At 60.3% G+C, this 18,586-nt stretch carries 13 protein-coding genes; 9 read left to right on the top strand and 4 right to left on the bottom strand.

What is annotated here, in order from left to right:
• Positions 1-406: 406 nt before the first annotated feature.
• On the bottom strand, positions 407-2,506 hold the full coding sequence (locus tag KHO33_RS00840; protein WP_200562055.1) for a Na/Pi cotransporter family protein: 2,100 nt from the start codon (positions 2,504-2,506) through the stop codon (positions 407-409).
• 410 nt (positions 2,507-2,916) lie between these two features.
• Here KHO33_RS00840 and KHO33_RS00835 point away from each other — a divergent pair, with 410 nt between their 5' ends.
• The 3 genes from KHO33_RS00835 (at position 2,917) to KHO33_RS00825 (ending at position 6,417) form a co-directional block, all read left to right on the top strand.
• Positions 2,917-3,339, top strand: coding sequence for an NUDIX hydrolase (locus KHO33_RS00835; RefSeq protein WP_200562057.1), 423 nt, complete (start codon positions 2,917-2,919; stop codon positions 3,337-3,339).
• Positions 3,336-3,587 carry a hypothetical protein gene (locus tag KHO33_RS00830; protein WP_200562059.1) on the top strand — a complete coding sequence of 84 codons (252 nt, stop codon included), beginning with the start codon at positions 3,336-3,338 and terminating at the stop codon, positions 3,585-3,587. Before KHO33_RS00835 ends, KHO33_RS00830 begins: the two co-directional genes overlap by 4 nt.
• Before the next feature lie 859 nt (positions 3,588-4,446).
• Positions 4,447-6,417: a lytic transglycosylase domain-containing protein gene (locus KHO33_RS00825; protein ID WP_200562061.1), complete on the top strand. Its 1,971-nt coding sequence runs from the start codon at positions 4,447-4,449 to the stop codon at positions 6,415-6,417.
• A 335-nt stretch (positions 6,418-6,752) separates the two neighbouring features.
• Here the strand turns inward: KHO33_RS00825 and KHO33_RS00820 are convergent, their stop codons facing one another.
• Positions 6,753-7,634, bottom strand: coding sequence for a LysR family transcriptional regulator (locus KHO33_RS00820; protein WP_200562063.1), 882 nt, complete (start codon positions 7,632-7,634; stop codon positions 6,753-6,755).
• A 357-nt stretch (positions 7,635-7,991) separates the two neighbouring features.
• On the opposite strand from KHO33_RS00820, the gene KHO33_RS00815 reads away from it, so the two are divergent.
• A complete protein-coding gene (locus KHO33_RS00815) occupies positions 7,992-8,765 on the top strand; it encodes an SDR family oxidoreductase (RefSeq protein ID WP_200562065.1) in 774 nt (257 codons plus the stop codon).
• A gap of 301 nt (positions 8,766-9,066) precedes the next feature.
• Here the strand turns inward: KHO33_RS00815 and KHO33_RS00810 are convergent, their stop codons facing one another.
• On the bottom strand, positions 9,067-10,527 hold the full coding sequence (locus KHO33_RS00810) for an efflux transporter outer membrane subunit (RefSeq protein WP_200562067.1): 1,461 nt from the start codon (positions 10,525-10,527) through the stop codon (positions 9,067-9,069).
• Between the two features lie 76 nt (positions 10,528-10,603).
• Here KHO33_RS00810 and KHO33_RS00805 point away from each other — a divergent pair, with 76 nt between their 5' ends.
• The 5 genes from KHO33_RS00805 (at position 10,604) to KHO33_RS00785 (ending at position 17,095) form a co-directional block, all read left to right on the top strand.
• Positions 10,604-11,221 (top strand): TetR/AcrR family transcriptional regulator, encoded by a 618-nt coding sequence (locus KHO33_RS00805; protein ID WP_200562069.1) that lies wholly within the window; start codon positions 10,604-10,606, stop codon positions 11,219-11,221.
• Positions 11,222-11,304: 83 nt separating this feature from the next.
• On the top strand, positions 11,305-12,420 hold the full coding sequence (locus KHO33_RS00800; RefSeq protein ID WP_200562070.1) for an efflux RND transporter periplasmic adaptor subunit: 1,116 nt from the start codon (positions 11,305-11,307) through the stop codon (positions 12,418-12,420).
• On the top strand, positions 12,417-15,554 hold the full coding sequence (locus KHO33_RS00795; RefSeq protein WP_200562072.1) for an efflux RND transporter permease subunit: 3,138 nt from the start codon (positions 12,417-12,419) through the stop codon (positions 15,552-15,554). Before KHO33_RS00800 ends, KHO33_RS00795 begins: the two co-directional genes overlap by 4 nt.
• A gap of 31 nt (positions 15,555-15,585) precedes the next feature.
• Positions 15,586-16,392 (top strand): oxidoreductase, encoded by an 807-nt coding sequence (locus tag KHO33_RS00790; RefSeq protein ID WP_054041351.1) that lies wholly within the window; start codon positions 15,586-15,588, stop codon positions 16,390-16,392.
• Between the two features lie 169 nt (positions 16,393-16,561).
• Positions 16,562-17,095 (top strand): MarR family winged helix-turn-helix transcriptional regulator, encoded by a 534-nt coding sequence (locus KHO33_RS00785; RefSeq protein WP_054041336.1) that lies wholly within the window; start codon positions 16,562-16,564, stop codon positions 17,093-17,095.
• Between the two features lie 583 nt (positions 17,096-17,678).
• Here the strand turns inward: KHO33_RS00785 and KHO33_RS00780 are convergent.
• Positions 17,679-18,563 carry an NmrA family NAD(P)-binding protein gene (locus tag KHO33_RS00780; protein ID WP_054041338.1) on the bottom strand — a complete coding sequence of 295 codons (885 nt, stop codon included), beginning with the start codon at positions 18,561-18,563 and terminating at the stop codon, positions 17,679-17,681.
• Between the last annotated feature and the right edge of the window lie 23 nt (positions 18,564-18,586).

Raw genomic sequence — 18,586 nt, 5'->3', positions numbered from 1 at the left:
CGGCCCGCGTAGACGGCAGAAAACAGGCCGACGATGACGGCCGCTACGGCCAACGATTCATCTTGTCGTTCGGAGGGGGACGACGACGTTGCATAAAACCAGAGGCCCGTTCCGATTGCCGTCATGAACATGCCAAAGACGAGCCCCCATACCGGCCCCGCCGTATCGGGGCTTCCTAATCTGTGAGACATTTTCATCGCTATACTCCCCGTCCCGCACCGACATTTCCTGATTGCCGCAGCCTGCGAGTTCCGCATTGGCACAGTCTGAAGGTAGCGTATGCAGCCAAAAAGACGCGATCAACAGGCTAAATTATCATCGAGGTTATTTAGAGTCTTGCGATCAAACGGACAGAGACCCATGAAGGACAGGGCAACTGCCGTACGTGAGCGCGTCAATGGTTCAATCATCGATTTTTGAATGCGAAAACAATGACCAGGACAGCGACAAGTACCGCAAGCCATTTCAGGCTGACGACGAGCGTGCTCAACTTCTCGACAAGCGCGTTCATTGAGGTTGCGTCACCAGCGTTTGTTTGCTGTTGATCCTCGCGTGAACTGTCGCGTTGGCCGAGCGCATCGAAGCTGATTTTTCCGAAGTCGAGAGCGAGATGAACAACGTATCCGCTCGCAATTTCCGGCGATTCCAAAGCACTGCCTTCCTTACTCGGTCTGAGGAACAGGTACGAATCGCCAAGGGAATCAGGAAACACCTGCCCCGACATATAAATGTTCTTCAGGCACAGGCCGACCTTGACCGCAGAAAGCCGGCCAGCCTCAACCCCCTGTATCAGCGCCTTCATGCTGCTTTCCGGCACATGGCAAGACGCCCACCACTGATCCGGTTCCTGCATCTCCCGGTCCGTCGGGTTGTAGCCGAGCCTTGCTGTGCCCAACGGGATGTCCGAAAAAGTCGTACCGAGTTCGTCTTGCCATTCGCGCAGGCCCTGCCGGTCTGCCGCACGGATTTCTCTGCCCGTGAACGAGATCTGAACTTTGCAGGTGCTGTTCCCGTGTTCGCCAATAATTGACAGGCGAACGTCATCAAAGAAAGCAGTCCCACGGACACAGGTAGTAAGGGTGGATCGCGTTTCTCCCTCGGCAGGTTCCAGTTGCTGAACGATCTGGAGATCCTGCAAGGTGAGCCAGAGGGAGCTTGCGGGGTAATACTTCTTTGCGTTGCCATCAGGGCCGACGTATTCTAGCGAGTGGCCACTGCCCTGCTGCACATCGATTCGTCCGGTCTCCTCGCGATAGATCATGCTGACTTTCTTATCGAAGCGCGGATGCGTCGCCGGGTCGATCTGCCCGGCCCTGGTAGACGTCCGGTAGGCCCCGGCTGCGCCATTCAGACTGTCCAGAATATCGGCATGCGGGCGTGCCTCAGCAATGAGCTTGCGCTCGCAATCTGCCGGTGCTGCATGGGTGTCCGATAGCACCTCGCCGAAGCGAGCGACGAGGCGATCGACGAACCGAAGTGCCTTGGGTGCGGTCTCCGACGCCCCGGCTGGAATCCGGTTGGAGGTGGAGTCGAGCAAAGGCGGCCGCTGCGGATCTGCGACTGCCACGGGCGAAGGCAGTAATCGGTTCAACAGGCTCGCATAAAGCGGAAGCATCGGCAGGAATACGCAGGCGAGAGCCACGTTGAAAAACGTATGAAAATCCGCAACCACTCGCGCATTGTCCGGTTCCATAGTGACCATGAAGCGCCCGATTGGTCCGAGTGCTGCAAGTGCCAACGCAACGCCGGCTATCCTTGTGAGCAGGTTCCCGACCGGGAGCCGCTTCAAGACGGGATCGTATGGAGCCGTCCCTGCCAGTACGGGGTTGATTGCGGTGCCGAGGTTCGCGCCCATCACCAGTGCAAAAGCCGTATTGGGCGGGACGACGTTCCGCGCGCAAAGCGAGGTGATGAGCAAGACCGCCGCGACGTTCGAATCTGCGGCCCATGTCAAACCCGCAGCCAGCAGAACATCGACGACCGGTACGGTGGATGCAGCGCCCAGCAGCATGCGAAGGCTTGGGGCATCCTCGTAATCGGTCATCAACTCGAGCAGATGATGTAGCGCAAGCAGCATCAGGCCCAAGCCAATGAACATGCGTCCCAGGTCGTGTGCACGCGTGTTCGATACCTTGCGGAACATCAGCGCGCCTACAAGGATCAGGGCCGGAGAAACGGCGGCCGCGACGTCGAGCGACAGCACCTGCACGATAAACGTTGCGCCGACGTTTGCGCCCAGCATGACGGCAAGCGCGGGCACCAGCCCGACGAGTCCCTCCGCAGCGAAGCTCTCAACCATGAGTCCGGTAGTCGCGCTGCTTTGCAATGCCGCCGTCGCGCCCATTCCGGCCAGGAATGCCCGGAACCGCCCGCCCAGAGACCGGGCGAGAAGGGAGCGAAGACCGGCGCCAAATGCCCGATGCATGCCAGTTTGGACCATCTGCGTGCCCAGCAGCAGCAAAGCAATGGAGCCAGCAAGATCGATCAGCGTGAACGTCGTTATCATGATTCGGACTCCTGGCGTCCAACCGTTCGCCCACGAGACTTCGGCATGTCCCTGCCCCTTGGTCGGCAGAGCGTCACAGCAAATCGACGCTCGTGGCTCGAACCCGGTTTGAGCATGACCGGCACTCACCTACCCCCGCGCGCGGCTGCATGGAGAGTTGCATCAGTAAAAGGTGCCCGACCGCGAGGTGAGCCAGTTTAGCGCGATACCGTGCCGACTGTTAGAGTGGAAAACAACAGTTAATCCCGGATTACCGCGCTCGATACCGCTATGCCTGCTGGTACGGCACCGATGAGATCCGGGTGCGGCATTTCCGACAGGATTTACAATGCCGGGTAATGGTCGCCGGCGAGGCTTGCATTACCGCCGGTTTCGACCGATGGTAAAGAGATCAGCTATGCAGGGAAAGGATGAAAGTCAGAGCGACCGTGGTATGCGTGCGGGAAAACCGGATTCTGCTGGTTGCCAGAGAACGATCAAGATGGGCATTACCAGGCGGGAGAATCCGTCGGGATGAAACGCCCCAGGAAGCCGCGCTACGTGAACTGTCGGAAGAAACGACGCTTGCGGCTATCGAATTGACATACCTCTTCCAATTTACCGGTTTCAACACCTTGCACCACGTCTTTTTCGCCGACGTCGCGCATCATGCAAGCGCAGAGCCCCGCAACGAGATCGCGAAGTGCAGGTGGTTCACCCCGGTCAAGATAGCGACGCTTTCCGCCAGCATTCCTACTCGTGGAATCGTAGAGCTTTTCTTCCGGTATATCCGCACTCTGGAATCGGACGACGTCCAGCGGATTTCGCAGCAGGTGGAACGGGTGAGCCTATGAACCGCACTTATCACCATCACAGATTCGATGTCGAGGTCGCCGTAGAGACTGACTTCAGCTGGCAGGCCGGACGCAGTGGGGGCTATGTCGCGGTCGTGAGAATCTGCAAGGCCGGTGGCGCTCTTGCCGTTTTCTCCCCGTTGCGTTTTGGCGAATCTCAAGGCAAGCCATTTTTCAGCAAAACTGACGCGCTCATGGGCGGCTATAGCGCGGGACGACGGATCGTCGATGATTTGTTCAGTTCATGACACGCGTCCACGCCGTCCCGGAAACGTAGCCTTCCATCTAAGAATGAATCAATGACGAGTGACTGTTGTGGGGCCGATGACCCGTCATTTGTCGGCGCTCCGCGATTGTCTCTTGCTGGCCGCACTGAGCCGGACGGCGACTGGCTAAGGTCGACCTTCTCTGCCGCTCGACGCTCGGCCGTCTCAATGTCTCCTACCAAAGCTGAATCGCCGGTCGAATGACCACGCGCCGACGAGAGCGAACTGCTGCAATTGGCCGTCTATCGTCGCAGACTACCGTGCTCCGTTAAATACTGACGCAGCGCGCAAAGCAGTCGTATAAAGATTTGCTTCGAACGTCACGGCCTTTGACGATGTAGATCACAAACTCGGCCACGTTCGTCGATCGCGACTTCCATCCGACTAGCCAAGGTCTCGGCTGTGCCCCCCGCGCTCGCTGCCTGGCTACCGTGGTTGGGTCCAACAACCACCTCACTCGCAGCACTCGTGAGCTCTAGCCGCGCTGGTCAGTCAAGAGTCTTTCTCGACATAAGCGGAGGAATCTCCACCCAGGTGGGTGCCCGTTTCATTTAGTCCTCGCTGCTCTTTGACGACCCTCCGTTCCAAAACCACCCAGAAGCGAGCATCCCGGCCAGAACGACCAACGCCGCGTTCAAGACCTTCTGGATCGCATTGCCGAATCCAGCTCCCGGCCCGTGCTACGAAACAGCGGACACGCAAGTGCCGATGTGTCCCTGGCATCCGGCTCGCAAAGAGCTGAATTGCGGGTTGAGTCCTGTCTTTTTCGAAGCTTCGCTTCGCCGGGTAGCGGCCTAAGCTTTGTTTCAATGTTCTGCACTGAAACAACGAGAAAACAGCGATGTCCACACGACTTCACCGGGTGTCCCGCACGGTCGGCCTTGCCCTTGCCGCCGTGACATTGGTCATGTCTGGCACGGTGCTAGCCAGACATCCCACCCCGTTCACCTCGTTGTCCGCCGACGATCAGATTTTCATCAAGTTGCATGACGCTGCACGCGACAACGATCCCGCGCGCGCAGCGCACCTGGCAAGCTTGATTCCGAATTATCCGGCGCCGGCTTATCTCAGCTATTTCCAGATCAAGCCGCGTCTGTTCAACGGCGCGGGGCATGCGAATCTCGACGCGCCGGACGCACCGGTGCTGTCATTTCTGCAACGCTACGACGGACAGGCGATTGCCGACCGTCTGCGCAACGACTACCTTCGCGTGCTCGGGGCGCGCCACGACTGGCACGATTTCGATTCGCAATATTCAAAGTTCGTCCTGGACGACGACACGCAGGTGAAGTGCTATGCGCTCGAGTCCCGTGCCACGCGAGGCGAAAATGTGGCCGACGCGGCGCGGGCGCTGCTCGTCGAGCCGAACTGGTACGGTGACGGCTGCGTCGATCTGATCACCGCGCTCGTCCGTAACCAGCAGTTCACTCCGGACGATGGGTGGCAGCTGATTCGCCAGGCCTATGAACAGGGCGCGAGGACGACAGGCGGCAGACTGGTCGATGCGCTGGGCGCGGCGCGCCCGGATCAGCGGCTCCTCGAGCAGGCGACGAACCAGCCACGCCTGTTGCTCGCGAAAGGCATCCAGCTGGACGCAGCGTCCCATCAACTCGCGCTGCTCGCCATCACACAGTTGGCGGTCGGCGATCCGGAGGCCGCCGAGGCCACGTTCACCGTAATCGCACCGTCGCTCACCCTGGCAGAACGGGCTATCGGTTGGGGCACGATCGCCTATCAGGCGGTGCTCAGGCAGCTACCGGGCGCGGTGAACTGGTACCGCCTGTCGGCGAACGCGCCCCTGTCGAGTCAGGCCTACGAGTGGCGCACGCGCAGCGCGCTGCTGGCCGGGGACTGGACAATGGTGCGCTGGTCGATCGAGCAGATGCCGGCCGCGCTGCGCGCACAGCCAGCATGGGTCTACTGGTACGCGCGCGCGTTGAAGCAGAGCAGCGAGGTGGCGGCAGCCGACCAGGAATTCCGAACGATCGCGGGTAACTACACCTTCTATGGCCAGTTGGCCTCCGAGGCGCTCGGCCGGCCGATCGTGATCCCGCCGCAGACCAAGGTGACCGACGAAGAAGTTGAGCGGGCTGGCCGGACACCAGGCTTCGAGCTCGCAGAACGCTTTTACGCGCTGCACCTGCGTACGGAAGGCAACCGTGAGTGGAACTGGCAGCTGCGCGGCATGACTGACCGACAACTGCTCGCAGTCGCCGAGTACGCGCGTCGCATCGAGCTTTATGACCGGGCTGTGAGCACTGCCGACAGGACGCAGACGGAACATGATTTTTCGCTGCGCTACCTGGCGCCATTCCGCACGATTGTCGAGCGCGATACGCGGTCCACCGGGTTCGACGTCGGATGGACGTATGGCCTCATTCGCCAGGAGTCGCGCTTCATTATCAATGCGCGCTCGGAGGTTGGCGCGGGCGGCCTGATGCAGGTGATGCCGAACACCGCTGACATGGTCGCGAGGAAGATCGGGCTCGGTACGATCTCGCGGGCCAGGATGAACGACATCGACACGAACATCCTGCTTGGCACATCCTATCTATCGATGATTTACAACCAGCTTGACCGTTCTGCCGTGCTCGCGACCGCCGGCTACAACGCCGGCCCTGGGCGCCCGCGTAAGTGGCAGGCCAACCTGCCGCGACCGGTGGAAGGCGCGATTTTCGCGGAGACAATTCCGTTTAACGAAACCCGCGACTACGTTAAGAATGTATTGTCGAACACGGTTTACTACGCGGCGCTGTTTGATGGCCACCCGCAATCGCTGACTGAGCGGCTTGGCCAAATTGAGCCCCGATAATATCGTCCGCAACGCTGATCCGCGGATCGCTCGGGTGCAGTAAGTGCGGCTGCATACGCGACACTGTATAACGATCAGTCGCCATGTCTTTCGAGCAGTATTGCCAGATTGTGGAGGGTATCCGCGTTCGGAGTACGACGGCCATTCTCAGATCAAACCGGATAACAGTTGAACGACGGAAACGGTCGTTCGCACTCGAGAGGCATATGTCCGCTTTGGGGTTGTTCAACGGCCAGTCGGATCGCTGCGAATGCGGGGGCCTACCCGTTCAGTCGCTAACTTGACCATCCCTTCGCATGAACGGAGGTCGTCATGGGCTATTTGCCACATGGTGCTCAAACACGCTGAGACAGCGTCGTCACGAAGAACTCAGTTACCAGCCGCACACGGGCTGGTACAAACCTACGCTTTGGCCAGATGAGGCTAACGTCTCTCGCTTCATTCATAAACTGATCGAGCACGGTAACGATGTCTGGATGCTGGAGTTCACCTACCAACGACGCCCGGGAAAACATGCCTATGCCTATACCAGCAAGCACCCCGGAAAGAATCGTCTCCATACTGTTCGAAGAAAGGTTACCGCTCACGGGCACGCTAAATTCTCCTTTTGGGCCGCCAAAAGCCCAATCCGTCACCTCGTTGTAGACAAGACAATTGTGATTGACAAGATCCTCCGGGACCGTGGGCGCCTCGTGTCGAGCAAAATAACGGCGAGACCCAACACATACCAATGAAGTGCCCGTCACCCGTTTCACCACCGCATCCTGATCGTGCACAGGACCGACTCTAATCGCTAAATCGATCCCGTCCGCAAGCAGATCTCGGACGCTGTCCGAAAGACCAAGATCCAACTTGATCTTCGGATGAAGTGCCAACAATTGTGGGATCAGCGGAAGGACATGAAGCCGGCCAAATGTAGAGGGTGCAGCGATCCTGACAAGACCGGAGACTTCCTGCGAGCTGCTGGTTAGCTCCCCGTCCGCTTCGTCCATCTCCTCGAGAAGCGGCTTGATACGGTCATAGTATTTTCGCCCTTGATCGGTCAGCGTCACACTGCGCGTGCTCCTGTTGAAAAGCAGCACACCGAGCCGCTTCTCCAATGCACTGATGGATTTGCTCATTCCAGATTGCGAATCATCAAGCCGGCGCGCGGCAGCGGAAAAACCACCCGCTTCTACAACCGTGATGAAAGCGGTCAATTCATGAAATCGATCCATTCCATTTCCTTGGCGAGCTTGGCGGAGCCCGCATGAACCTTGCCAGGAATCGACTGCGGACCAGCCGGGGGGCAGATCGACCTATTCTTTCAAAGAATGGTACCTATGAAATATTTGCCCATTATCAATCTTAACCGACCAAATTAGTATCGATGCGTGCCCGATCAATCGGTCGAACGACAGCAGAAGCTAGCGTGGCAACACGTTTTTAACCAAACAATGCGTCACAGCCGCCCAAGCCCATCGAGCACCTTGAGACCCCTGTTGGAAGGAACGCCGCTCATCGATTGTTTGGTCGATAAGTTGCGGCGCTTCCTGGATCAACAACGAAACTACCGATCAAATAGGACTAGAGCCATGAGCACCGCAATAAATCATCGAGAACATTCGTCACCGCCCTTACTGAGCCTCTCAGGAAAAAAAGTGGTGGTGGTTGGCGGGAAAACAGGAATTGGCCTTGGAATTGCGCACGCGGCGTATGCAGCGGGTGCGTCCGTGACGGTCGCAAGTCGGCGTATCACCTCGGCGGAGGAACGTCGGGATTCGGCTAATTTCGAACAGGTGACCATGGATATCTGCGATGAGGCAGCGGTGAGAAAGGCCTTTGACAACATAGGACCATTCGACCATCTCGCCGTCACAGCAGGGCCCGATTTGGGGACCTGGGGGACTTTCATGGACGACGATATGCGCGGCGTCCGAAGCTATATAGAAAATAAGTTCCTGGGCAGTTGGGCCTGTGCGCGTTATGCAGCGCCCCACCTGAGAGCCGGCGGCTCGATTACCTTCCTTACCGGTGGCTTGGCAGCGCGACATAAGAGCGGCTTCAGCGCTGTCACCTCTGCGTTTGTCGCGGTGGAAGCCTTATCGGGCTCACTCGCACTCGAACTAGCCCCTACCCGAGTTAACACGATACGTCCCGGCTATGTCGACACAAACTTGTGGCGCGTCATGTCCGATAACGAGCGCGAGGCATTGAGAGCAAAAGTACGTGAGTCCTTTCCGGCGCGACACGCAGGCACAGCAGATGATATTGGACACGCTGCGCTGTTCCTGATGACCAACCCTTATGTAACCGGCACCGTCATCGAGGTATCCGGTGGTGAGAACCTGGTTCCCAGCGTTTTTTAACGAGAAACACAGCTTCTTTAGCTCCGGTCAAGGAAGGTAGCGCAGCGACCGCGGCCGCCCGCATCGAGGCCATGAAACATTAGCTCAACGGCACTATCGATCGATAACGGACAGGGCCGCTTTGCGGATCCGTTTCCTTCAGTCAGGTCATTGCACTAGTTGTGGCCGTTCTCGAATTACCAACGGTCACTTGCCCGTCGTGCGCACTGCGCATCGGCAGGCGCCGGCAACAACGCCCCGACTGTCGGAGGAAGCCTTTGCAAACGAGCGGGCCGGCTGCAGCCGGCCCAGGGTGGTGGTGCTATCGGCTTGCAACGGCCTGAGGATCGGCGGGTTGCCACCCTCCGCCGAGTGCCTTGAATGCAGCGACCGCTGCGCGCGCGGATTCCGTTCGCGCCTGCACCCGCTCGTCGGATGCGCGCAGCAAGTTTTGATCGGCCTGCAGGACCTCGATCAGGCTGACGACACCTTTCTGGTAGGCCGCAAACGAGGCGGCTCGCGCCCGGCCTAGCGAGTTCACACCCTGCGCGAGAACGGCAGCCTGCTCCTCGCGCTTCACGAGCGCAGAGAAAGAATTCTCGACGTCCTCCGTTGCGTGCAATGCGGCAAGCCGGTACGCGGCGAGCATCTCGGCGTCCTGGCCTTTGGCCTCATTGATCTGCGCATTGATGCGGCCGAAATCGAACAGACGCCAGCGCAGCCCCAGCAGACCAGCGGCCTGACTGGCGCCGCTACTGAACAGGTTGCCGCTGGCCACTGAAGTGGCGCTCCCGATCAGTCCACTGAGTGACAGCTTGGGGTAATACTCAGCGACTGCCACGCCGATACGCGCGTTCGATGCAGCAAGGCGACGCTCGGCCACGATCAGATCGGGCCGACGCCTGAGCAACTCGCCAGGCGATCCGGTGCCTGCGATTCGCGGGGCGGCCGGGATATCGACGCCCTCGATGAGTTCCGCCCGATGCGTGCCGGGCTGTGAGCCCAGCATCACATCCAGCGCGTTCATCGCCGCATCCAGCCCCGCCTCGAGGACCGGGATGGACGCCTGAACCTGCGCAAGCGCGCCTTCAGCCTGGCTCACCTGAAGATCGGCCGCCAAGCCTTTCCCATACAGAAGCTTGATGGTCGAGAGCAGATCCTGCTGCGTCTGCAACTGCTTGCGGGCCACCTGCAGACGAGCCTGCAATCCACGGATGGTGATGTAGATGTCGGCGGTCTGTGCTGCCACAGCCAGGCGCGTAGCCACCTCGCCGGCCTCTGAAGCCTGATAGTCGGCAAGTGCCGCTTCCCGCCCGCGACGCAGGCCACCAAACACATCCAGTTCCCAGCTCGCGTTGAAATTGGCCTCGTAGTCGTTGCCGTAGCGATCGAAACCGGGCGTTGAATTCAGGACACGTCCCAGCGGAGTTTCAACCGACTGGTAGACCCGGGCCGCCTGGCCACTAACATTGCCAGAAGGCAGCAGCGCGGCATTCGCCGCGCCAAGTCCTGCACGCGCCTGCACGACGCGAGCGGATGCCTGCGCGAGGTCGAGGTTCTGCTCCAGCGCAAGCGCGACGAATCGCGTCAGTTGCGGATCGCCGAAACCCGTCCACCACGTGACCAGGTCTGCGCTCGCCGCCGCCTGCCGGTGATCCACCGCAGCCTGGCCCTGGAAATGGTCCGGCATGGCAACATCGGGCCGGGCATAGTCGGGGCCGACAGCGCAGGCCGCCGAGAGGCTGGCGACAATGACCGCAGCAAGGAGGTGTTTGGGTAGCATAAGCGTCTTTACGAGATTCTGATTGTGACTACTATACCAAATAGTCACTAGTTGTCCATTCCTGTATGCTATGCCCATGAAAAACACCACCACTTCCTCCGTCCCCGCGCGCGGCCCGGCTGATCACGAGGTTCGGGACCAGATCGTTGCCGCCGCCACCGAGCACTTCAGCCGGTATGGTTACGAGAAAACGACAGTCTCGGACCTTGCCAGGGCGATCGGGTTTTCCAAGGCGTACATCTACAAGTTCTTCGAATCCAAGCAGGCCATTGGCGAGATGATCTGCGTCAACTGCCTGCGCGAAATCGAAAGCGAGGTCCGGACAGCCGTCGCAGAGACCGATCTGCCGCCGGAGAAGCTGCGACGGATCTTCAAGGTCTTTACCGAAGCCAGTCTCAGGCTGTTTTTCCGGGACCGCAAGCTATACGAAATCGCAGCATCGGCCGCCACGGAAAACTGGCAGGCGGTGCAAGCCTATGAGGCACGTGTTCAGAAGCTGCTCCAGGAAATTCTGCAGGAAGGTCGCCAAAGCGGAGACTTCGAACGCAAGACGCCGCTGGACGAAACCGCGATGGCAATCTATCTGGTGCTGCGCCCGTACCTCAACCCGCTACTCCTGCAGTACAACCGCGACACCACCGATGTCGCGCCTGCGCAGCTGTCCAGCCTGGTTCTCCGAAGTCTGTCGCCCTGACGCGATCAATACCGGTGACTATTGACTAATTTAGTCACTAGAACCATAATGAAAGCCGTCATCACTTCATCGATGGGACTTTCATGTTCTCGCGTCGCCTCGCCACCTCCGCACTCGCCTGTGCGCTGCCGCTTGCGCTAGCGGCCTGCGGCGAAAAAGCATCGTCCGATCCACGCACCGAGGTGCCGCTGGTGCGCACGGCCATCGTTCAGAGCGCCGTCCCCGCAGCCCGTTCGTTTACCGGGACTGTCGCGGCTCGCGTGCAGAGCGACCTGGGTTTCCGTGTTTCCGGCAAGGTGCTGGAACGGCTTGTGGATACCGGCCAAACCGTCAAACGCGGCCAGCTGCTGATGCGCCTCGATCCCATCGATCTCAAGCTTGCCGCGCAGGCCCGGCAGGAGGCGGTCACCGCCGCGCGGGCGCGGGCGCAGCAGACCGCGCAGGATGAGGAGCGCTATCGCGACCTGCGCGGCACGGGTGCGATCTCGGCTTCGGCCTACGACCAGGCCAAGGCGGCCGCCGATGCCGCCAGGGCGCAGCTCAGCGCGGCCCAGGCCGACGCCGACGTGGCGCGCAATGCGACGGGCTATGCCGAGTTGGCCGCGGACGGCGATGGCGTCGTGATGGAAACGCTGGCCGAGCCGGGCCAGGTCGTCAGCGCGGGACAGCCCGTGGTGCGCCTGGCCCACGCCGGGCGCCGCGAGGCCGTGATCCAGCTACCGGAAACCCTGCGCCCCGCCATCGGTTCGGTGGCCCATGCGACCCTGTTCGGCAACAGCGACGTCAGCGTGGCAGCCACGCTGCGCCAGCTCTCGGATACGGCGGATCCGCGTACCCGCACCTTCGAAGCTCGTTATGTGTTGCAAGGTGCGCTAGCCGACGCGCCGCTAGGCGCAACCGTCACGATCGAGATACCGGACGCACGCGTGGCGCTCCAGGGCGGCATGCAGGTGCCGATCGGCGCGGTGCTCGATGCGGGCAAAGGACCCGGCGTGTGGATCGCCAACGGCGAGCCGACCAGGGTTGCATGGCAGCCGGTGACGGTCCTTCACCTGGACGACGACAGCGCGCGCGTGTCCGGTGCGTTGAAGCAAGGCGATCGCGTCATTGCGCTCGGCGCCCAGTTGCTGCGCGAAGGCGAGCAGGTCCGCGTGTCCGGCCAGGCCGTCGCGATGGCAAACGAAGGAGCACGTCCGTGAGCGAAGGTCGATTCAATCTGTCGGCGCTCGCCGTGCGCGAGCGTTCCATCACCCTGTTCCTGATCTGCCTGATCTCGCTGGCCGGGCTCCTGTCGTTCTTCAAGCTGGGTCGCGCCGAAGATCCAGCGTTCACAATCAAGGTGATGACCATCGTCACCGTATGGCCGGGGGCCACTGCGCAGGAAATGCACGATCAGGTCGCAGAGAAGATCGAAAAGCGCATGCAGGAGCTGCGCTGGTACGACCGGACCGAAACCTACACACGACCTGGCTTGGCATTCACAACGCTGACGTTGCTCGACAGCACGCCGCCCTCGGAAGTGCAGGAGGAGTTCTACCAGGCCCGGAAAAAAATCGGCGACGAAACGGCCAACCTTCCGGCTGGCGTGATCGGGCCGATGGTCAACGACGAATATGCTGACGTCACGTTTGCGCTCTTCGCACTGAAAGCCAGGGGCGAACCGCAACGGCTGCTCGTGCGCGATGCCGAGACGCTGCGCCAGCGGTTGCTGCACGTGCCGGGCGTGAAGAAGGTCAATATCATCGGCGAGCAGGCCGAACGCATCTACGTCCAGTTCTCGCATGACCGGCTGGCAACGCTCGGTGTCAGTCCGCAGGACGTATTCGCCGCGCTCAATGGCCAGAACGCCCTGACGCCGGCCGGCTCCGTGGAGACCAAAGGTCCAGAGGTGTTCATTCGCCTGGACGGCGCCTTTGACAACCTGCAGAAGATCCGCGACACGCCGGTCGTCGTGCAGGGCCGCACGCTGAAACTGTCGGACATTGCCACCGTCGAGCGCGGTTATGAAGATCCGGCGACATTCATGATCCGCAACAACGGCGAGCCCGCGCTGCTGCTGGGCATCGTGATGCGCGACGGCTGGAACGGGCTCGATCTCGGCAAGGCACTGGACAGCGAGGTCGGCGCAATCAACGCCGGGCTGCCGCTGGGCATGAGCCTGACAAAGGTCACCGATCAGGCCGTCAACATTCATTCGGCGGTCGACGAGTTCATGCTCAAGTTTTTTGTCGCCCTGCTGGTGGTCATGCTCGTGAGCTTCGTGAGCATGGGCTGGCGCGCAGGCCTGGTGGTTGCCGCCGCTGTCCCGTTGACGCTGGCCATCGTGTTCGTGGTTATGGCCGCGACAGGCAAGAACTTCGATCGCATCACGCTGGGATCCCTGATCCTGGCGCTTGGCCTGCTGGTGGACGACGCGATCATCGCTATTGAAATGATGGTGGTGAAAATGGAGGAAGGTTACAGCCGTGTGGCCGCCTCTGCCTATGCCTGGAGCCACACTGCCGCCCCCATGCTGTCGGGCACGCTGGTGACGGCCGTGGGCTTCATGCCCAACGGCTTCGCGCGGTCCACCGCGGGCGAATACACCAGCAATATGTTCTGGGTAGTCGGCATTGCACTGATCGCATCCTGGGTCGTTGCCGTGTTCTTCACGCCCTACCTCGGCGTGAAGATGCTGCCCGACTTCAAAAAGGTCGAAGGTGGGCATGACGCGATCTATGACACGCCGCGCTACAACCGCTTCCGCCAGTTGCTGACGCGCGTGATCGCGCGCAAATGGCTGGTCGCCGGTTCGGTCGTTGGCCTCTTTGCCCTGGCCATCCTCGGTATGGGCGTGGTCAAGAAGCAGTTCTTCCCGATCTCCGATCGCCCCGAAGTGCTGGTCGAAGTGCAGATGCCCTACGGCACATCGATTTCGCAGACCAGCATCGCCACGCGAAAGGTGGAGGCATGGTTGTCTGAACAGAAGGACGCCAGGATCGTCACCGCGTACGTCGGGCAAGGTGCACCGCGCTTTTTCCTGGCGATGGGACCGGAACTGCCCGATCCGTCGTTCGCAAAGATCGTGATCCGCACGGACAGTCAGGAGGAGCGCGATGCACTGAAGGCGCGACTGAGGCGAGCCATCGCCGATGGTCTTGTGCCCGAAGCGCGCGTGCGCGTCACGCAACTCGTGTTCGGGCCATATTCGCCGTTCCCGGTCGCCTATCGCGTCACCGGTCCGGACCCGGACAAACTGCGTGGAATCGCGGCTCAAGTCCAGCAGGTGATGGAGGCCAGTCCGATGATGCGCACGGTCAACACGGACTGGGGCACGCGCTCACCGACGCTGCACTTCACGTTGCAGCAGGATCGCTTGCAGGCGGTGGGATTGACGTCCAGCGCCGTCGCGCAACAGCTGCAGTTCCTGCTCACCGGCGTGCCTGTCACCGCCGTGCGTGAGGATATCCGAACCGTGCAGGTGATCGCGCGCTCGGCCGGCGATGTGCGTCTCGACCCTGCCCGGCTCGGCGACTTAACGCTAGCCGGCGCCAACGGGCAGCGCATTCCGCTGTCGCAGGTCGGCAAGGTCGACGTGCGGCTGGAGGAGCCGATCATGCGCTGGCGCGACCGCGTGCCGACGATCACGGTACGTGGCGACATTGCCGAAAATCTGCAGCCACCGGACGTATCGACGGCAATCACCAGGCAGCTTCAGCCGATCATCGCGAAGCTGCCGACCGGCTACCGGATCGAGCAGGCTGGCTCCATCGAGGAATCGGGCAAAGCGACGACTGCGATGCTGCCGCTGTTCCCGATCATGCTGGCGATCACGCTGATCATCATCATTCTCCAGGTTCGCTCGATCTCGGCGATGGTGATGGTGTTCCTGACGAGTCCGCTCGGCCTCATTGGCGTCGTTCCGACATTGATCCTGTTCCGGCAGCCGTTCGGCATCAACGCGCTGGTCGGCCTCATCGCGCTCTCGGGCATCCTGATGCGCAACACGCTGATCCTGATCGGGCAGATTCACCAGAACGAACATGCCGGGCTGGATCCGTTCCATGCGGTCGTCGAAGCCACTGTGCAGCGGGCGCGCCCGGTGATCCTCACGGCCATGGCGGCGATCCTGGCATTCATCCCGCTGACGCATTCGGTGTTCTGGGGAACGCTCGCCTACACGCTGATCGGCGGCACGTTAGCCGGAACGATTCTCACGCTGGTGTTCCTGCCGGCCATGTTCGCGATCTGGTTCAGGATCCGCCCCGGCAGCCCTGCGGGTTCGCACAAGAGCCGGAATCACCAGTCTTCGCGCTCCGAACCGATGACCCAGGATGCGCTCGACGCGCGTTGAAACACCATCAAATCACCAAACGGAGCTTTTCATGTCGCATTCCAGGGTTGTCGTTGTGACCGGCGTGTCATCGGGTATCGGACGCGCCACCGCCGAGAGGTTTACGAGGCGAGATTGCCGCGTGTTTGGCACAGTGCGCAGCATTGCAAAAGCGGTGCCTATCTCCGGAGTCGAGCTTGTCGAGATGGATGTTCGCGACGATGCTTCGGTCCAGGCCGGAATCCAGTCCGTCATCGAATGCACCGGGCGAATCGACGTCCTCGTCAATAATGCGGGAACGAGCCTGATCGGTGCCGTGGAGGAAACTTCGGCTGCCGAGGCCTTGTCGCTGTTCGATACCAACGTCTTCAGCATTCTGCGCACGACGCAGGCAGTACTTCCCCATATGCGTGCACAACATGGCGGAAGGATCATCAATGTCAGTTCGGTGCTCGGGTTCTTGCCCGCCCCCTACATGGGACTCTACTCCGCGTCCAAGCATGCCGTCGAAGGGCTGACCGAGACCCTGGATCATGAGGTGCGCCAGTTCGGTATCCGAGTATCGTTGGTCGAGCCGTCCTTTACCCGCACAAATCTCGATGTCAATGCACCGGAGGTGAGTTCGAAGATCGCCGACTATGATCGCGAGCGGGTCCTTGCATCAAGTGCAGTCGTCAACAGTGTCAATGGCGCCCCCGCGCCCGACGGCGTAGCGAAGACAATCGTTGAAGCGGCGCTCGGTACCTGGCGTATGCGTCGCACGCCGGCCGGCGAAGCATCCCTGTTGCGCAAATTGCGGCGCTTCATGCCCTCCGGCCCCGTGGATGCAAGCTTGAGGAAAACATTCGGGCTCGCGTGAAATCCTCTCTCCCGCGGCAACGTGCATCACGTTCGCGGGCCCGCCCTGCGCCGACGAGTGATTAGCTTCAGGCGTCTATGGTCATGACAACTTCGGCGCCTTTCAACGACGGCCCGCAGCAGCACGGAACTCTTTGCAACCGAGCCCGTACGCACCCGGAACCGCACATATGGAAAGTCAGAATTTCGAGTCGTCGATGCTCGCAATCGGAGAAATCTCCGCTCTCGCGCTCAACCATTTTTTCGCCCAGCGCGCAATGCGCGCTTTATGGGCTCATTTCGACGAAGCGCTGCGGGATACGGACGTCAACGCATCCCAGTTTTGTATGCTCGCCTTGCTACATCTACGCGAACCAATGGTTTTCGGCGACATGGCAGCAGAACTGGCAATGGACCGATCGAACCTGTCAGCCAATCTGGCACCATTGTTCCGTCGCAAGCTCATCTCATCGATCACCCACAAGGGAGATCGGCGGACACGTCAGCTCGCCGTGACGACCGAGGGACGAAAAGCTGTGGCTTCCGCAATGAGCCCCTGGATGCGAGCTTATCAGGATACCTTTGCGTTTTTGAGACTGATTGATCTTGATTCAATGCGTGATCGTTTCCACGTGATTCGGGATTTGAAAAGGCTCGACGACCTGAACGACGCCAGCGGCGCTCCTGCTCGCCCGGAATCTCGACTGCTGCTGCGCAATGACTAGCCTGGTGAGCCACAAGACGGCCTGAGAGCCTGGAGGATCATCGTGACCTGACATACGTCGGCCGCGTCGATCCAGTTCGGAGCACGGGGGAATCGGTGCGAAGGGGCAATCGCGTGGCCATCAGCTCGAAGCGACCTACCGGGCTTGGTGCGAGTCGATGGAAGCGCGCATTGTCGGCCCGAGTCTTTCAGCAACACCTGTCGAACGGCCGGTTGCCGGTGTGCAGCGATCGCCTTGATGTCCAATCGACGCTGCCGGCGAACGACTCTTGGTGGCCGAACTCAGTCGGATGATGAGCGGCTCTGATCGACCCGGAACTGCCAGTCGGCGCCGCCACAGGAACGACTCCTTTGCATTCGGTAGCGGCCGTATGCACAGTCCGCTCTCTCGGGTCAAAGTTTCGAATCCGATTCAGAATCAACTACGTCATATATCGCGGGTATTGGAACCGGAAGGGTTCGCACTTTGCGCTCAGTGCCAACTACTTCATGCGTTCTCTGGTGATCGGGATACCTGCTCACAAAGCGTCCTTCGCAAGTCCAGACAATCGCGAGCAGCTTCTGTCGAGGGCAGGACTAGACCGTCAGTCTGCGAAGACCGCCACGTGCTTCCGGATGAACGCCTCGACGGTCATGGGCGGGGTGCCCGTTAGTTCCTCGACCAGCGTATTGGTACCGGCGAAAACGCCATTTTGATAGTCGACAGCGACAGACAGGAGATGCTGTGAAAATGCATCGCTAAATTTCGAATCGGTATTCAAACGCTTTTCGAACATATCGAGGTCGATCGGCTGGTACTTCACTTCCCGGCCCAGAACCTTGCTCATTTCATCAGCAATCTGATGGTGGTTCATCTCGACGGGACCGTATAGCGGGTAGACCTTGCCAGCGTGCGGAGCTGGATCACGAAGAATCGCGGCGATGACGCGGCCCTGGTCTTCTGCTGCAATCGGTGCATGACGTCCGTTACCAAACGGCAGTCGCAACGTTCCGTCCTTTTTGACGTTTGCAACCTGGCCGGGATAAGTTAACCATTGTGCGAAGAACGTCGGGCGAATGTGGGTGACCGGGATTCCCGACCAGTCAAATACCCTCTCCGAGATCCAGTGGTCACGTGCGGCGTGACTCGTTGCGTTCCTGCGAGCGGAAATTTGCGACATGTTCACGATCCCGCTGATTCCAGCCTCCCGGGCCGCCTGAGCAAAATAGACGCTCGCCTGTATTCCCCCTGCTTCGATTGGATAGACAAAGTACGCGGAAAAAATGCCCTCGAGAGCTTGTGCCACGTCGTCCAAACTGGAAAGGTTACCGACCAAAACCTCGACTCCACGCGACTTCAGTCGTTCCGAACGTTGGTCCTCCTTCCGCACCAGCGTGCGTACCTTTTCACCAGCCGCTACAAGTGCTTCGGTAGCTGCTCCACCGGTATCGCCTGTCGCTCCGGCAACAAAAATTTTCTTATCGGACATTTCGAACACTCCACGCTGTAGGG

This window comes from Paraburkholderia nemoris (assembly GCF_905221015.1).
Classification (GTDB): domain Bacteria; phylum Pseudomonadota; class Gammaproteobacteria; order Burkholderiales; family Burkholderiaceae; genus Paraburkholderia; species Paraburkholderia nemoris.
This window is presented reverse-complemented; position numbering and strand designations above follow the sequence as displayed.

Coding starts and splice junctions, on each gene's coding strand:
- KHO33_RS00840 (WP_200562055.1), bottom strand. CDS start 2,506: ATGATAACGACGTTCACGCTGATCGATCTTGCTGGCTCCATTGCTTTG.
- KHO33_RS00835 (WP_200562057.1), top strand. CDS start 2,917: ATGAAAGTCAGAGCGACCGTGGTATGCGTGCGGGAAAACCGGATTCTG.
- KHO33_RS00830 (WP_200562059.1), top strand. CDS start 3,336: ATGAACCGCACTTATCACCATCACAGATTCGATGTCGAGGTCGCCGTA.
- KHO33_RS00825 (WP_200562061.1), top strand. CDS start 4,447: ATGTCCACACGACTTCACCGGGTGTCCCGCACGGTCGGCCTTGCCCTT.
- KHO33_RS00820 (WP_200562063.1), bottom strand. CDS start 7,634: ATGGATCGATTTCATGAATTGACCGCTTTCATCACGGTTGTAGAAGCG.
- KHO33_RS00815 (WP_200562065.1), top strand. CDS start 7,992: ATGAGCACCGCAATAAATCATCGAGAACATTCGTCACCGCCCTTACTG.
- KHO33_RS00810 (WP_200562067.1), bottom strand. CDS start 10,527: ATGCTACCCAAACACCTCCTTGCTGCGGTCATTGTCGCCAGCCTCTCG.
- KHO33_RS00805 (WP_200562069.1), top strand. CDS start 10,604: ATGAAAAACACCACCACTTCCTCCGTCCCCGCGCGCGGCCCGGCTGAT.
- KHO33_RS00800 (WP_200562070.1), top strand. CDS start 11,305: ATGTTCTCGCGTCGCCTCGCCACCTCCGCACTCGCCTGTGCGCTGCCG.
- KHO33_RS00790 (WP_054041351.1), top strand. CDS start 15,586: ATGTCGCATTCCAGGGTTGTCGTTGTGACCGGCGTGTCATCGGGTATC.
- KHO33_RS00785 (WP_054041336.1), top strand. CDS start 16,562: ATGGAAAGTCAGAATTTCGAGTCGTCGATGCTCGCAATCGGAGAAATC.
- KHO33_RS00780 (WP_054041338.1), bottom strand. CDS start 18,563: ATGTCCGATAAGAAAATTTTTGTTGCCGGAGCGACAGGCGATACCGGT.